General features: G+C 53.8%; 14 protein-coding genes. 7 read left to right on the top strand and 7 right to left on the bottom strand.

Annotated features, from left to right (window positions below):
* The first annotated feature begins 126 nt into the window (after positions 1 to 126).
* Complete coding sequence (gene yghU, locus G163CM_RS21610; RefSeq protein WP_231826240.1) at positions 127 to 993, top strand: glutathione-dependent disulfide-bond oxidoreductase; 867 nt, start codon at positions 127 to 129, stop codon at positions 991 to 993.
* A gap of 30 nt (positions 994 to 1,023) precedes the next feature.
* On the opposite strand, the gene G163CM_RS21605 is transcribed toward yghU, so the two are convergent.
* Together G163CM_RS21605 and yghX are read right to left on the bottom strand one after the other, a co-directional pair.
* The gene (locus G163CM_RS21605; protein ID WP_015963010.1) at positions 1,024 to 1,314 is read right to left on the bottom strand and encodes a DUF2623 family protein; all 291 of its coding nucleotides are present in this window, start codon (positions 1,312 to 1,314) and stop codon (positions 1,024 to 1,026) included.
* 80 nt (positions 1,315 to 1,394) lie between these two features.
* A complete protein-coding gene (yghX, locus tag G163CM_RS21600) occupies positions 1,395 to 2,282 on the bottom strand; it encodes a YghX family hydrolase (protein WP_231826239.1) in 888 nt (295 codons plus the stop codon).
* A gap of 156 nt (positions 2,283 to 2,438) precedes the next feature.
* Between yghX and G163CM_RS21595 the strand changes: the two genes are divergently transcribed.
* A complete protein-coding gene (locus tag G163CM_RS21595) occupies positions 2,439 to 3,479 on the top strand; it encodes an aldo/keto reductase (protein WP_015963008.1) in 1,041 nt (346 codons plus the stop codon).
* Positions 3,480 to 3,526: 47 nt separating this feature from the next.
* Here the strand turns inward: G163CM_RS21595 and G163CM_RS21590 are convergent, their stop codons facing one another.
* The 4 genes from G163CM_RS21590 to exbB form a co-directional block, all read right to left on the bottom strand.
* Positions 3,527 to 4,024 carry a TIGR00645 family protein gene (locus G163CM_RS21590; protein ID WP_015963007.1) on the bottom strand — a complete coding sequence of 166 codons (498 nt, stop codon included), beginning with the start codon at positions 4,022 to 4,024 and terminating at the stop codon, positions 3,527 to 3,529.
* An 89-nt stretch (positions 4,025 to 4,113) separates the two neighbouring features.
* The gene (locus G163CM_RS21585; protein ID WP_231826238.1) at positions 4,114 to 5,565 is read right to left on the bottom strand and encodes a methyl-accepting chemotaxis protein; all 1,452 of its coding nucleotides are present in this window, start codon (positions 5,563 to 5,565) and stop codon (positions 4,114 to 4,116) included.
* Positions 5,566 to 5,845: 280 nt separating this feature from the next.
* Positions 5,846 to 6,271 (bottom strand): TonB system transport protein ExbD, encoded by a 426-nt coding sequence (gene exbD, locus G163CM_RS21580; protein ID WP_015963005.1) that lies wholly within the window; start codon positions 6,269 to 6,271, stop codon positions 5,846 to 5,848.
* 6 nt (positions 6,272 to 6,277) lie between these two features.
* A complete protein-coding gene (gene exbB, locus G163CM_RS21575) occupies positions 6,278 to 7,012 on the bottom strand; it encodes a tol-pal system-associated acyl-CoA thioesterase (RefSeq protein ID WP_231826237.1) in 735 nt (244 codons plus the stop codon).
* A gap of 250 nt (positions 7,013 to 7,262) precedes the next feature.
* Here exbB and metC point away from each other — a divergent pair, with 250 nt between their 5' ends.
* Both metC and yghB read left to right on the top strand, forming a co-directional pair.
* Positions 7,263 to 8,450 carry a cystathionine beta-lyase gene (gene metC, locus G163CM_RS21570; protein ID WP_231826236.1) on the top strand — a complete coding sequence of 396 codons (1,188 nt, stop codon included), beginning with the start codon at positions 7,263 to 7,265 and terminating at the stop codon, positions 8,448 to 8,450.
* 266 nt (positions 8,451 to 8,716) lie between these two features.
* Positions 8,717 to 9,376 carry a DedA family general envelope maintenance protein YghB gene (yghB, locus tag G163CM_RS21565; protein ID WP_015963002.1) on the top strand — a complete coding sequence of 220 codons (660 nt, stop codon included), beginning with the start codon at positions 8,717 to 8,719 and terminating at the stop codon, positions 9,374 to 9,376.
* A 78-nt stretch (positions 9,377 to 9,454) separates the two neighbouring features.
* Here yghB and G163CM_RS21560 read toward each other — a convergent pair whose 3' ends face one another.
* Positions 9,455 to 10,354 carry an AraC family transcriptional regulator gene (locus G163CM_RS21560; protein ID WP_231826235.1) on the bottom strand — a complete coding sequence of 300 codons (900 nt, stop codon included), beginning with the start codon at positions 10,352 to 10,354 and terminating at the stop codon, positions 9,455 to 9,457.
* Positions 10,355 to 10,552: 198 nt separating this feature from the next.
* On the opposite strand from G163CM_RS21560, the gene yqhD reads away from it, so the two are divergent.
* The 3 genes from yqhD to G163CM_RS21545 all read left to right on the top strand — a co-directional run bounded on the left by yqhD (position 10,553) and on the right by G163CM_RS21545 (position 14,426).
* Entirely contained in the window at positions 10,553 to 11,716 is a 1,164-nt protein-coding gene (gene yqhD / locus G163CM_RS21555; protein WP_231826234.1) for an alcohol dehydrogenase, read from the top strand.
* A 130-nt stretch (positions 11,717 to 11,846) separates the two neighbouring features.
* A complete protein-coding gene (gene dkgA, locus G163CM_RS21550) occupies positions 11,847 to 12,674 on the top strand; it encodes a 2,5-didehydrogluconate reductase DkgA (protein ID WP_149465001.1) in 828 nt (275 codons plus the stop codon).
* Positions 12,675 to 12,971: 297 nt separating this feature from the next.
* Positions 12,972 to 14,426 carry a DASS family sodium-coupled anion symporter gene (locus G163CM_RS21545; protein WP_231826233.1) on the top strand — a complete coding sequence of 485 codons (1,455 nt, stop codon included), beginning with the start codon at positions 12,972 to 12,974 and terminating at the stop codon, positions 14,424 to 14,426.
* Positions 14,427 to 14,442 lie beyond the last annotated feature (16 nt).

The following is a 14,442-nucleotide window of genomic DNA, read 5'->3' as shown; positions in this document are numbered from 1 at the left end:
GTTATTTATCCAACAGGTGTCGGTTAATCATACACCTGTTGTGCCGTCAAAATCCCTCACTTCGTTAAACCGATCGCCCATCAACTGCTACACTGCCTCAACACATCATCAAAAAGGCAGGCCAACATGTCAGACAACACCTATCAGCCTCCCAAAGTCTGGGAGTGGAAGAAAAACGGCGGCGGTGCGTTCGCTAATATCAATCGCCCGGTTTCCGGCGCGACGCATGAAAAAGAGTTGCCGGTTGGGCATCACCCGCTTCAGCTCTATTCGCTGGGTACGCCAAACGGCCAGAAAGTCACCATCATGCTCGAAGAGTTGTTAGCGCTGGGCGTGACGGGCGCGGAGTATGACGCATGGCTGATTCGCATTGGCGAGGGCGATCAATTCTCCAGCGGTTTTGTTGAAGTGAACCCAAACTCGAAAATCCCGGCCCTGCGTGACCATTCCACCACGCCGCCGACCCGCGTGTTTGAGTCCGGCAATATCCTGCTGTATCTGGCGGAAAAATTTGACCACTTCCTGCCTAAAGATCCGGCGGGCCACGTAGAAACCCTGAACTGGCTATTCTGGCTGCAAGGCTCCGCGCCGTTCCTCGGCGGCGGTTTTGGTCACTTCTATAACTATGCGCCGGTGAAAATTGAGTACGCGATCGACCGTTTCACCATGGAAGCGAAACGTCTGCTGGATGTGCTGGATAAACAGCTGGCGCGTGGGCGCTATGTCGCAGGCGAGGAATACACCATTGCCGACATGGCGGTGTGGCCGTGGTTCGGCAACGTAGTGCTGGGTCAGGTTTATGGCGCGGATGAATTCCTTGATGCCCAAAGCTATAAAAACGTGCAGCGCTGGGCGAAGGATATCGCCAGCCGCCCGGCGGTACAGCGCGGACGCATTGTTAACCGCACCAACGGCCCATTGAATGAGCAACTGCATGAGCGTCATGCCGCCAGCGATTTCGACACCCAGACGGAAGATAAACGTCAGGGTTAAACGATGGAAACCGGGTGTATTCCACCCGGTTTATCTCCCTTCCAGGCGATAACCCGCCATAAAGTAGCGCACCGTCGTGCTGGATTCGTGCTCTTTAAAGAAATCCATCACCATCTCTTTATCCAGACCATAGCGTCGTGTCAGGACGCCCGCTTCCCATGCGCTGAGCTGCCGGTCGCCCGTCTTCTCAAACATGCGATGGGAAAACCCCAGCACAAACCCGCGTTTATAGTCAGAACAAAAGCCCAGAACCTTCTGCGCACTGTCGGCGTAAGGTGCTTTCAGCCCGGCCATCAGGCCTTTACCAAAATGGTTATCCATCGCACAATCCTCAATCGTTATATATAAAATTATATAGCGACTTTTTGAGCGATATCCAGTGCTATTTGCAGCCTTTACTTTCAGTGCAAATATTTCTCAAACCACGCCAGCGTTCGCTGCCAGGCTAGCTCCGCTGCGGCCTTGTCGTAGCGCGGGGTGGAGTCATTGTGGAAACCATGATTCACGCCCGGATAAATATAGGCTTCGTACACTTTTTTATGCGCCTTTAGGGCCTCTTCCATCGCTGGCCAGCCTTCGTTAATGCGCGTATCCAGCGCCGCGTAATGCAGTAATAAAGGGGCGTTGATTTTTTCCACATCCGCGACCGGTGCCTGACGCCCGTAGAACGGCACCGCGCAGGCCAGCTCAGGGTAAGCCACCGCCGCTGCATTCGACACGCCGCCGCCATAGCAAAAACCGGTTATCCCCACTTTGCCCGTCGCCTGCGGATGCGTCTGCATAAACTCAATCGCGGCGAAGAAATCATTCATCAGTTTGGTCGGATCAACTTTTTGCTGTAACTCGCGCCCTTCATCATCGTTACCGGGATAACCGCCGACGGAAGAGAGGCCATCCGGCGCAAGGGCGATATAGCCCGCCTTCGCCACTCGCCTGGCAACATCTTCTATATACGGGTTAAGCCCGCGATTTTCATGCACCACCACCACGGCGGGTACCTTTCCGGCGGCTTTCGTCGGCGCGACCAGATAACCGCGCACTTCGCCGTGGCCGTTGGGCGACGGGTAGCGAATATATTCCGGTTTGATATCCGGGTCGGTGAACTCGACCTGTTCCGCCAGCGCGTAGTTGGGCTTAAGCAGATTAAACAACGCCAGCGCAGTCATACCGCCGACGGCGTACCGCCCGGCCAGTTGCAGAAACTCGCGTTTTGAAATTTTACCGTGCGCGTAATAGTCGTAGTAATCGAGCAACGCTTGCGGAAAGTCTTTGGCGGTCAGTCGGGTCATCAAGGGATCTCCATTAACAGGCATTAACTAAGAAAAGCACAAGACAGATTTATTGCCCATAAATCATCAGCATTGTGATCCCGCCGACGGGTTGGTTGTGACAAAAACGTTAATCTGGAAACAGCGTTTCAAAAATCAGACAATCAAGGAGACATTATGACCTGGTCCGCCAATCCTGCCCGTTACGAGCAGATGCAATATCGCTATTGCGGCAACAGCGGCCTGCAACTGCCCGCGCTGTCACTCGGGTTATGGCACAGTTTCGGTCATATCCAGTCGCTCGACAGCCAGCGCGCGCTGCTGCGTAAAGCGTTCGACTGCGGCATTACTCACCTCGACCTCGCCAATAACTACGGCCCGCCTCCGGGCAGTGCGGAAGAGAACTTTGGCCGCCTGCTGCGGGAAGATTTCGCCGCCTATCGCGATGAGCTGATCATCTCGACCAAAGCCGGATACGACATGTGGCCGGGGCCATATGGCAAAGGCGGCTCGCGTAAATACCTGCTCGCCAGCCTCGACCAGAGCCTGAAGCGCATGGGGCTGGATTACGTCGATATCTTCTATTCGCACCGTGTGGACGAAAACACACCGATGGAAGAAACCGCTGCCGCGCTGGCGCAGGCGGTGCAGAGCGGCAAAGCGCTGTATGTTGGTATCTCGTCTTATTCGCCAGAGCGCACGCAAAAGATGGCTGAGTTATTGCGCGAGTGGAAAATCCCGTTACTTATCCACCAGCCGTCCTATAACCTGCTCAACCGCTGGGTGGATAAAAGCGGCCTGTTGAATACGCTGGAAGAGAACGGCGTCGGCTGCATCGCCTTTACCCCGCTGGCGCAAGGGCTGCTGACCGGTAAATACCTCAACGGAATTCCGGACGGCTCACGCATGCAGACCGAAGGGAAAAAAGCACGCGGCCTGACAGAAAACATGTTGAGCGAAAGCAACCTCAACAGCCTGCGCCTGTTGAACGAGATGGCGCAGAGTCGCGGTCAAAGCATGGCGCAAATGGCGCTAAGCTGGCTGCTGAAAGATAATCGTGTAACGTCTGTGCTGATTGGCGCGAGCCGACCGGAGCAAATTGAAGAGAACGTTCAGGCCCTGAATAACCTGAACTTTACGGCAGAAGAGCTGGCGCAGATTGATAAGCATGTTGCCGATGGGCAACTGAATTTGTGGCAGGCGTCGTCGGATAAATAGCACACTCTTTGCCCGGTGGCGCATCGCCACCGGGCACGAGTCGCGTTTTAATGCTTCTGACCACGAGTTAAGCGGTCCAGATATCCCATGACAAACGCCGACAGCACAAATGTCAGGTGGATAATCACATACCACATCAGCTTGTTATCCGGCACATTCTTGGCATCCATAAACACCCGCAGCAGGTGGATAGATGAAATAGCGACAATGGATGCCGCGACCTTGTTTTTCAGCGAGGTGGCATCCATTTTTCCCAGCCAGTTCAGCTTCTCTTTGTGGGTACTGATATCCAGCTGCGAGACAAAGTTTTCGTAACCGGAGAACATCACCATCACCAGCAAACCGCCCACCAGCGTCATATCGACCAGCGATAACAACGTCAGGATAAGATCGGCTTCTGCCAGTTCAAAGATGTTAGGCAGAACGTGAAAGATCTCCTGAAAAAACTTAATCATCAACGCCAGCAGCGCCAATGAAAGGCCAAAATATACCGGGGCTAAAATCCAGCGCGACGCGTACATCGCATTTTCAAAAAAACGTTCCATAGTGTCCTGTCGATAAACTCAATTCGGCTTAGTATATCGCAACCATGCAACATCATTTCAACAATTCACATCAGCAATTTAGGGTTAGGTTACACCAACCTGAACACCGAAATCGCCGTTTTCAGTTCGCCGGTATAGCGCTGTTGCTGCTGCGCCACCTGCATGGTCTGCGCCACATGCTGGACGTTTTCCTGCACGCTGGCATCAATGCTGGCGATACTGCCCTTCATCTGCATCACGCTGGTGCGCTGCTGTTCGCTCATCGAAGAGAGGATTTCCAGCGAGTCCTGTAAGCCTTCAATATGCGTAATGATCGCCTGCATGGTATTTCCCGCCAGCTCGACCTGCTCAGCGCCCTGATGGGTGCTTTTCACCGAGGCGGCGGTAAGCTGGCGAATCTCTTTCGCCGCCTCTTCACAACGTAACGCCAGCGAACGCACTTCAGAGGCGACCACCGCAAACCCTCGGCCATGTTCGCCTGCGCGAGCCGCTTCAACCGAGGCGTTCAGCGACAGAATATTCGTCTGAAAGGCGATGCCGTCGATTAACTCAAGAATGCTATTAATCTGCTGTGATTCATCACGAATATGCATCATTGAAGCCGTCGCCGCGCGGATGTTTTCCCCGCCCTGCCTTGCGACATCGCACGCCTGTAAAACACGCTTGCGCGCCTCGCTGGCTTGTTCGCTGGTCAGTGACGCCGCGCTCGCCAGTTGCTCCATCGCGCTGGCGGCGATGGCAAGGGAATTGGCCTGGCTATCAGTACGTTCCGATAGCGCGGTATTGCGCTGCAAAATAGTGTGCGACGCGTCCAGCAACTGAACGACATTGCCACTTACCTGCTCCAGCGTATTACGCATCGCGCCAAGCGTGCGGCTAAAGGTACGGGCGAACGGCGAATGGCTGTTGTTTGATTCTCGCGCCAGGGTCAGGCTTCCGGGTTGACAATTAATGACCGCCGCCAGTTTCGCTACCTCACTGGCAGATATCGCATCCTGTTCCATACGCAACGCCAGTACGACCAGGAATAGGGTTTGCGCCACCACAAACGCACCATGCATCATCACCATATGCAGGCCGGTATGCATAAAAATAACGATGTGATAAAGGTTATAGGCCTGCAAATAGTTAAAGACTAAATGGTGCACCGCAATGACCGCCGCGCCCATCACCAACGGACGCCAGTCACGCCAGGCCAGCAACGCGGATAAAAGCACAAAAACAGAGAAGTGATATTCCGTTTCGCCTTCACCCAATTGAATAAGCAGTGCGGAAAAGGCCATCAGGATAAACGCAAAAAACAGTCTTGAAATTAATCGCCCGCGAAAAAGTGCAGTGACAAGCGTGGCCAGAATCGCCAACGGCGTCGCGAAAAATAGCGCCACCAGCCCATTCCCGGCTATCCAGCCCACAACCAGCGAGATAACCCAAAGCAGCCACACCAGCGCCAGCATCTGGCCGTCGGCCCGCTGGCGAATAGACGAAACAGAGATACTTTCACGCAGCGATCCGCGAGCTTTTATATTGTTTGATTTATCCATATTGTTCCGCACTGTACAGGTAATGTTATTAGTATTTTTAGCGCCATAAATAAGCGTAGAGAGTTTATTAACCATTACCAGCAGAGGGGAAGAATATATTCTTTGTGGTGATTTTAATTACTACTTAAAACAGAAAGAAATTTAATTTAAAGCAACAAAAAATAATTATTTGGGGGGAAGTATTTATTAGGGAAGCGGGTAGTTTGGCGCAGGACATGATATTGGCACTATCTGTCCCCTCTCCCCTTTGGGGAGAGGGTTAAGGTGTGGGGCGAGGGCTTTACTTCGCCCCCGCGTGTTCTTCCCCTACCAGACCAATTTTCAGATAACCAGCCTGATGCAGGGTGTCCATCACCTTCATCATCGTTTCATAGTCGACGGTTTTATCGGCGCGGAAGAAGATAGTGGTATCTTTCTTCCCTTCCGTCAGCGTGTTCAACGCGTTCACCATGTTCTCATCGGTAATAGGGTCATTACCCAGGAACATCGACTTATCTGCTTTCACCGACAGGTAGACCGGTTTTTCCGGGCGCGGCTGCGGTTGGCTGGAGGATGCAGGCAGATTGACCTTCACATCCACCGTCGCCAGTGGCGCGGCAACCATGAAGATGATCAGCAGAACCAACATAACGTCGATAAACGGCGTCACGTTGATTTCATGCATTTCGCCGTTATCGTCCAGATTTTCATTAAGACGCATTGCCATGGGGCATCAACCTACTCGTAATTTCTGTGCGGAACGTACCGGCTGGGTCACGCCGCTGGCGTGGAGGTCCAGGTCACGGCTTTGCAGCAGCAGAACCTGCGCAGCAACATCGCTGAGGTTTGCTTTATAGCTGCCAATCAGACGGGCGAAGACGTTATAGATAACCACCGCCGGAATAGCGGCGAACAGACCAATTGCGGTCGCCAGCAGCGCTTCTGCGATACCCGGTGCAACAACGGCCAGGTTGGTGGTTTGCGTCTGCGCAATACCGATGAAGCTGTTCATGATACCCCAAACGGTACCGAACAGACCGACGAACGGGGAAATCGCGCCGATGGTCGCGAGGTAACCGGTACCGCGGCTCATACTACGGCTCACGAAGGCAACACGACGTTCCAGACGGAAGCCGGTACGCTCTTTAATTCCTTCATTGTCTTCGGAACCCGCAGAAAGCTCGCGCTCGTCCTGCGCTTCATGAATCAGTTGCGTGCTTAGGCTTTTCGCGTGGAAGGCGGCGGCGATTTCGTGCGCCTGATCGATAGAGCGGGCTTCCGCTAACAGCTGCTGCTCGCGTTTGAGGCGACGCTTCTGGGAGAACAACTCTGCGCTCTTACTAAAGAAGATAGCCCAGGTGACTACGGATGCCAGAATCAGGCCAATCATAACCACTTTAACAACGATGTCGGCATGATGATACATACCCCAAACGGAGAGATCCGTCTGCATCAAATTATTACCCACTCTGTATCTCCAGGACATAAATCACAAAATCTGAGCACAATAATATCAAAACGACGTCGAATTGATAGTAGTTCTCATTAGTATTTACATAGTGACTCAAATCATACTTATTTTCCTTGCGCTTACGCAGTAAAAAAGTCACCACCGCGCTTTTTGAGAAATTTTCTGCTTTATGCGGTAAGAGCGAGTACATCCTGCAATAATCGTGATAGTTTAGACGTCCAGACGTATAAAAATGGGCAGGAGAGAGATGGCAGATAAGCACCTGGATACCGCGCTGGTCAACGCCGGGCGGAGTAAAAAGTACACGCAGGGTTCGGTAAACAGCGTCATTCAGCGCGCCTCTTCGCTGGTGTTCGACACCGTTGAGGCGAAGAAACATGCCACCCGTAATCGCGCGAAAGGCGAACTCTTTTATGGCCGTCGCGGCACACTCACCCACTTCTCGTTGCAGGAAGCGATGTGTGAACTGGAAGGCGGCGCGGGCTGCGCCCTCTTCCCTTGCGGCGCAGCGGCGGTCGCTAATACGATTCTGGCCTTCGTTGAACAGGGCGATCATGTGTTGATGACCAATACCGCCTATGAGCCGAGCCAGGATTTCTGCACCAAAATTCTGGGGAAACTGGGTGTCACCACCAGCTGGTTCGACCCGCTGATCGGCAGCGACATCGCGCACCTGATTCAGCCCAACACCAAAGTCGTGTTCCTGGAATCACCCGGTTCAATCACCATGGAAGTTCACGATGTTCCGGCGATTGTTGCCGCCGTGCGCAGCGTTGCGCCAGATGCAATCATTATGATCGACAACACCTGGGCAGCAGGCGTGCTGTTTAAGGCGCTCGATTTCGGAATCGATATCTCCATTCAGGCGGGCACAAAGTACCTGATTGGCCACTCTGACGCGATGGTCGGTACCGCGGTATCCAACGAACGCTGCTGGGCGCAACTGCGCGAAAATGCGTATCTGATGGGCCAGATGCTGGATGCGGACACCGCCTACATGACCAGCCGCGGACTGCGCACACTTGGCGTTCGCCTGCGTCAGCATCATGAAAGCAGCCTGAAAATTGCCGAATGGCTGGAACAGCATCCGCAGGTTTCCCGCGTGAATCATCCGGCGCTGCCGGGCAGTAAAGGCCACGAATACTGGAAACGAGATTTTACAGGCAGCAGCGGCCTGTTCTCCTTCGTGCTGAATAAGCGTTTAACCGATGCCGAGCTTGCGACTTACCTCGACAACTTCTCCCTGTTCAGCATGGCCTACTCGTGGGGCGGTTTTGAGTCGCTGATTTTGCCTAACCAGCCAGAACAGCTGGCGGAGATTCGCCCCGGCGGCGAAGTCGACTTTACCGGCACCCTTATTCGCTTACATATTGGTTTAGAAAACATTGACGATCTTATCGCGGATTTAGCAGCAGGCTTCGCGCGTATTGTGTAAAATAGCCTCAGGCCCGGCGGCGTTTCGCACCGGGCTGTCTGGTTAGCAATGTTCCTGAAGATACGCGCCGCGCAAAGCCTCGCGTATTTTCATGATTTTGAGAACAGTCTCTCTGCCGAATGGCCAGAACATCCCGGCGTAAACGCACAGTGCTCAGGTTGTTCTTATTCCTGAACAGCTGCGCGTGCGTTGTTGCGCGAGGGATCAAAGAGTTTCGGGCAATTCGGGAGTACAATAAGCGAAAATGCTGTTCCACAGGAAAGTCCATGGTCGTCATTCAAGATATTGTCGCCGCGCTCTGGCAGCATGACTTTGCCGCGCTGGCGAATCCTCACGTTGTGGGGGTGGTTTATCTGGTCATGTTTGCCACGCTGTTTTTAGAAAACGGTCTGCTTCCGGCCTCCTTCCTGCCGGGCGATAGCCTGTTGCTGCTCGCGGGCGCGCTTATCGCCAAAGGGGTGATGGGATTCGTGCCGACGGTGATCATTCTGACGACCGCCGCCAGCCTCGGCTGCTGGCTGAGCTATATTCAGGGGCGCTGGTTGGGCAACACCCGTACGGTGAAAGGCTGGCTCTCGCAATTGCCGGATAAATACCATCAACGTGCAACCTGCATGTTCGATCGTCATGGCCTGCTGGCGCTGCTCGCCGGGCGCTTTCTGGCGTTCGTACGTACGCTGCTGCCAACCATGGCGGGTATTTCCGGACTCTCTAATCGCCGCTTCCAGTTCTTTAACTGGCTGAGCGCGCTGCTGTGGGTAGGCGTCGTCACCAGCCTTGGCTATGCCATCAGTATGATTCCGTTTGTAAAACGTCATGAAGATCAGGTGATGACCTTTCTGATGATCCTGCCTATTTTCCTGCTGGTTGCCGGGCTGCTCGGTACGCTGGTGGTGGTGATTAAGAAGAAATATTGCAGCGCCTGAGGGCGCTGTATTTTTGAAGCCGGATGCGCTTTAAAGCCGGATGGCGCTGCGCTTATCCGGCCTACAAGGCCCTCTTGCCTAAACGATTTGAATCGCGCGTAATCGCGCCGCATCTTCTCCAGGCGTAATGCCGAAATAGCGTTTAAATTCGCGGCTAAACTGCGATGCGCTTTCATATCCCACCTGCATTGCCGCTGCGCTTGCTTTTAATCCATCATGCACCATCATCATTCGCGCCTTATGCAGGCGATAGGTTTTCAGGTACTGCAACGGTGACGTGCTGGTCACCGATTTAAAGTTATGATGAAACGCCGACAGGCTCATATTGGCTTCGGCGGCCAGTTGATCGACACTCAAGGATTCGGTGTACTGGCTTTCGATACGTTTCAATACCCGGCTTATCTGACTGAAGTGCGTCTGGCGGCTGACCAATGCCAGCAATGCTCCACCGCGCGGTCCGGTAAGCACATAGAACAACATTTCGCGGATAATCTGTTTGCCGAGGATGCGCGCTTCCAGCGGGCGTTCCATCACATCCAGCAGGCGCTCGGCCGCACAAAGGATCTCATCAGAGAGCGTCGCCGAGTTAATGCCGCTCGCCGCCATTGCAGGCTGAAAGCGTTCATCTTCCCCAATATCCATCAGCAGCTCCTGAAGCTGCAAAATATCGACGTTCAGACGTAACCCGGCCAGCGGCGCGGCCTCGGTGGCAAAGGTTTCACACTCAAACGGCAGCGGCACCGTCAGCAGTAAGTATTCATTGGCGTCGTAGCGGAAGGTACGTTCATTGATATAGCCAATCTTATAGCCAGAAAAGAGAAATATAATCCCAGGACGGTACATAACAGGCGTACGAGCGGCAGGCTGCGTACCGTAGATAAGCTGGATATCCGGCACCAAAGCACTGAGCTTTTGCTCATTACTTTTCAGTGACTTAACTTTATCCGTCAGCAACGCGCAAATCTCTTCCCGGTTCATATCCCCACTCTTCCGCCAGATTAATTCAGGCTTTCATTGTTGACCTTTTCGCTACTTTTCTCCAGTCCTATGGAGAAATGGGCAAGACATAGGCAGGAATGTGCATTGAGAGGATCGTCCCCAAAGACCACAATAGTCGTCATCCGGTAGCCACGGTTGCTACCCACTTTTTCTATCCTCCGATGAAGGAAACGAGCCATGTTTAATTTTGATCTCCATACCCCAACCCGTATTCTTTTCGGTAAAGGCGTTATTGAAAACCTGCGTGCGCAAATTCCTGCGGATGCTCGCGTTCTGGTGACCTACGGCGGCGGCAGCGTGAAAAAAACCGGCGTACTGGACCAGGTGTTAACCGCGCTGAAAGGTCTGGACGTTCGCGAGTTTGGCGGCATTGAGCCAAACCCGTCTTATGAAACGCTGATGCACGCGGTGAAAATTGCCCGCGACGAAAAAATCACGTTCCTGCTGGCCGTTGGCGGCGGTTCCGTGCTGGATGGCACCAAGTTCATCGCGGCGGCGGCGCATTACGATGCGTCTATCGATCCGTGGGAAATTCTGGAAACTTACGGCAGCAAGGTGAACAGCGCGATTCCGATGGGTTCCGTTCTTACCCTTCCGGCAACCGGTTCTGAATCCAATAAAGGTGCGGTTATTTCCCGTAAAACGACCGGTGACAAACGCGCATTTATGTCGCCGCACGTGCAGCCGGTGTTCGCGATTCTGGACCCGGTATACACCTACACTCTGCCGCCGCGTCAGGTGGCGAACGGTGTGGTTGACGCCTTCGTGCACACGGTCGAACAGTACGTCACCTATCCGGTAAACGGCAAAATTCAGGATCGCTTCGCGGAAGGTATTCTGCTGACGCTGGTTGAAGATGGCCCGAAAGCGCTGAAAGAACCTGAAAACTACGATGTTCGCGCCAATATTATGTGGGCGGCAACCCAGGCATTAAACGGCCTGATTGGCGCAGGCGTGCCGCAGGACTGGGCAACCCACATGCTGGGTCACGAACTGACCGCCATGCACGGCCTCGACCACGCACAGACGCTGGCTATCGTCCTGCCGGCCCTGTGGAATGAAAAACGTGATACCAAACGCGCCAAACTGCTGCAATACGCAGAACGCGTCTGGAACATCACCGAAGGTTCCGATGATGCGCGTATCGACGCCGCCATCGCCGCCACCCGCAATTTCTTCGAGCAAATGGGCGTACCGACTCATTTGTCCGATTACGGTCTGGACGGCAGCTCTATTCCGGCGCTGCTGAAAAAACTCGAAGAACACGGCATGACAAAACTGGGTGAAAATCAGGATATTACCCTCGAAGTAAGCCGTCGCATTTACGAAGCGGCTCGTTAATCCCCACCCAAAGCCAGACCTAAGTCTTTAGCGTCTGGCTTTCGTTTTTGCATATTTCGACCAGAATTGATCTTACAAATCTTATCGGGCCCACAGTGCCGATAAGCAATAGAGAGAAAAGGAGAAATGCATGACACATCCAACCGTAATCAAACTCCAGGACGGCAACGTGATGCCGCAGCTGGGTCTCGGCGTGTGGAAAGCAAGCAACGAGGAGGTTGTCACCGCGATTCATAAAGCGCTGGAGGTCGGGTATCGCTCGATTGATACCGCCACCGCCTACAAGAACGAAGATGGCGTGGGCCAGGCGCTGAAAAGCGCGGGCGTTCCGCGCGAAGAGCTGTTTATCACCACTAAACTGTGGAATGACGATCAAAAACGCCCGGCCGAGGCGCTACAGGAAAGCCTCGATAAACTACAGCTGGATTATCTCGATCTCTACCTGATGCACTGGCCGGTTCCCGCCATCGACCACTACGTGGACGCGTGGAAAGGAATGATTGAGCTGCAAAAACAAGGGCTGGTAAAAAGCATCGGCGTCTGCAACTTCCAGGTGAATCACCTGCAACGCATTATCGATGAAACCGGCGTCGCCCCGGTCATCAACCAGATTGAACTGCACCCATTGATGCAGCAGCGCCAGCTGCATGCGTGGAACGCGACGCACAAAATTCAAACCGAATCCTGGAGCCCGCTGGCTCAGGGCGGCGAAGGTGTATTCGATCAGAAAATCATTCGTGAACTGGCGGATAAATATGGCAAAACACCCGCGCAAATTGTGATTCGCTGGCACCTGGATAACGGCCTGGTCGTCATCCCGAAATCCGTCACGCCGGCGCGTATTGCCGCCAACTTCGACGTCTGGGATTTCCGTCTTGATAAAGACGAACTGGGCGAAATAGCCAAACTGGATAAAGGCAAACGTCTTGGGCCCGATCCGGATCAGTTCGGCGGTTAATCTCTTTTTCCTGGCGTGGGAAACCGCGCCAGGTATTCCTCCAATAAATTCACCCAATTAATAATTTATGCATCTTTTATTTATTAAAATTATTATTCAGTAATTTTCATACTATTTTTATTATTTCGAAAGCAATTATCATCTCTCGATCAAAGAATATCCTCACGACAATAGCGCACAATTCGCCATAACGGCGTTGTTCTGCAATGCATCCTGCCGCGGTTGAACTGAATAACCATCTGATCATGATGGAATTATTCCGAGTACTTATAAATCATTTTAAATGAGTATCTTGTCGTGACAAAAAAACAATCTCAGGGAGTAAAATGGCTCCCACTCATTATTATCGTGCTTATCGCTGCCGGGCTTTGGCAACTGACGCCGCCTTCCGGGCTCAGCGCGCCGGCCTGGCATTCCGCTATTATCTTTGTGGCAACCATTGCCTCTATTGTGGCGAAAGTCCTGCCGATTGGCGCAGTTGGGATCATCGGTATTACGGTTTTTGCCCTCGCCTATGCGGCAGGTGATAAAACCGCCAGCGGCGCTATCACCACCGCACTGAGTGAACTAAACAGCTCATTGATCTGGCTTATCGTCGTCGCTTTTATGATTGCCCGCGGATTTATCAAAACGGGCCTGGGTCGGCGCATCGCCCTGCAAATGATCCGCCTGCTGGGTAAACGCACGCTGGGGCTGGCGTATGGCCTCGCGTTTGCCGACCTGATTTTATCCCCCGCAATGCCGAGCAACACCGCACGCTGCGGCGGCGTTATCTACCCTATCGCCGATTCGCTGGCGCGCAGTTTTGGCTCGCGCCCGGAGGATGAGTCGCGCAGCAAAATCGGCACCTTCCTGATCACCTGCATTGGTAACGTCAACGACGTCACCGCCGCGCTGTTTATGACCGGCTACACCGGCAACCTGCTGGCGGTCAAACTGGCGGCTAACGCGGGCGTCACCCTGACCTGGGGTAGCTGGTTTATGGCGGCCCTGCTGCCGTGCGTGGTGTCGCTGATGATCGTTCCGCTGCTGGTTTACTGGCTGACGCGCCCGGAAATCAAGCACACACCGGATGCCCCGGACATCGCCCGTAAAGAACTTGCCGAAATGGGCAGCATGGCGCGTGGCGAGTGGCTGATGCTGGCAACCGTCGGCGTACTGCTGGTGCTGTGGATCTTCGGCGACAAACTGGGCGTCGATGCCACCACCGCGTCGTTTGTCGGGCTCTCCATTCTGCTACTGAGCGGCGTGCTGAGCTGGGAAGATGTGAAAAGCGAGAAAGGCGCATGGGATACCCTGATTTGGTTTGCCGCGCTGCTGATGATGGCGAACCAACTGAAAAAGCTCGGCTTTACGATGTGGTTCGGTAACCTGATTGGCGACAGCATCGGCAGCGCCATGCAGGGCACCAGTTGGGTGGTTGTACTGCTGCTGCTGAACGCCGCCTACTTCTACACCCACTACTTCTTCGCCAGCGGCAACGCGCAAATCGCCGCGCTGTATGCGGTATTCCTCGGCGTCGGCTTGCACCTGAACATCCCGCCCGCGCCGATGGCGCTGATGCTGGCGTTCACCAGCAGCCTTTATTGCTCACTCACCCAGTACACCCACGCGCGCGGCCCGATTCTTTTCGGCGCGGGCTACGTACCAACCGGCGTCTGGTGGCGAACCGGGTTTGCTATCAGCCTGTTTAACCAGGCGGTGTTTATCACCGTCGGCCTGGCGTGGTGGAAGATGTTGGGCTTTTACTAGCAGCATTTAGCTGTGA

This window comes from Pseudocitrobacter corydidari, from assembly GCF_021172065.1.
Lineage (GTDB): Bacteria > Pseudomonadota > Gammaproteobacteria > Enterobacterales > Enterobacteriaceae > Pseudocitrobacter > Pseudocitrobacter corydidari.
This window is presented reverse-complemented; position numbering and strand designations above follow the sequence as displayed.

Excerpts from the sequence above, each read along its gene's own strand:
- yghU (WP_231826240.1), top strand. The coding sequence starts at position 127 with ATGTCAGACAACACCTATCAGCCTCCCAAAGTCTGGGAGTGGAAGAAA.
- G163CM_RS21605 (WP_015963010.1), bottom strand. The coding sequence starts at position 1,314 with ATGGATAACCATTTTGGTAAAGGCCTGATGGCCGGGCTGAAAGCACCT.
- yghX (WP_231826239.1), bottom strand. The coding sequence starts at position 2,282 with ATGACCCGACTGACCGCCAAAGACTTTCCGCAAGCGTTGCTCGATTAC.
- G163CM_RS21595 (WP_015963008.1), top strand. The coding sequence starts at position 2,439 with ATGACCTGGTCCGCCAATCCTGCCCGTTACGAGCAGATGCAATATCGC.
- G163CM_RS21590 (WP_015963007.1), bottom strand. The coding sequence starts at position 4,024 with ATGGAACGTTTTTTTGAAAATGCGATGTACGCGTCGCGCTGGATTTTA.
- G163CM_RS21585 (WP_231826238.1), bottom strand. The coding sequence starts at position 5,565 with ATGGATAAATCAAACAATATAAAAGCTCGCGGATCGCTGCGTGAAAGT.
- exbD (WP_015963005.1), bottom strand. The coding sequence starts at position 6,271 with ATGGCAATGCGTCTTAATGAAAATCTGGACGATAACGGCGAAATGCAT.
- metC (WP_231826236.1), top strand. The coding sequence starts at position 7,263 with ATGGCAGATAAGCACCTGGATACCGCGCTGGTCAACGCCGGGCGGAGT.
- yghB (WP_015963002.1), top strand. The coding sequence starts at position 8,717 with ATGGTCGTCATTCAAGATATTGTCGCCGCGCTCTGGCAGCATGACTTT.
- G163CM_RS21560 (WP_231826235.1), bottom strand. The coding sequence starts at position 10,354 with ATGAACCGGGAAGAGATTTGCGCGTTGCTGACGGATAAAGTTAAGTCA.
- yqhD (WP_231826234.1), top strand. The coding sequence starts at position 10,553 with ATGTTTAATTTTGATCTCCATACCCCAACCCGTATTCTTTTCGGTAAA.
- dkgA (WP_149465001.1), top strand. The coding sequence starts at position 11,847 with ATGACACATCCAACCGTAATCAAACTCCAGGACGGCAACGTGATGCCG.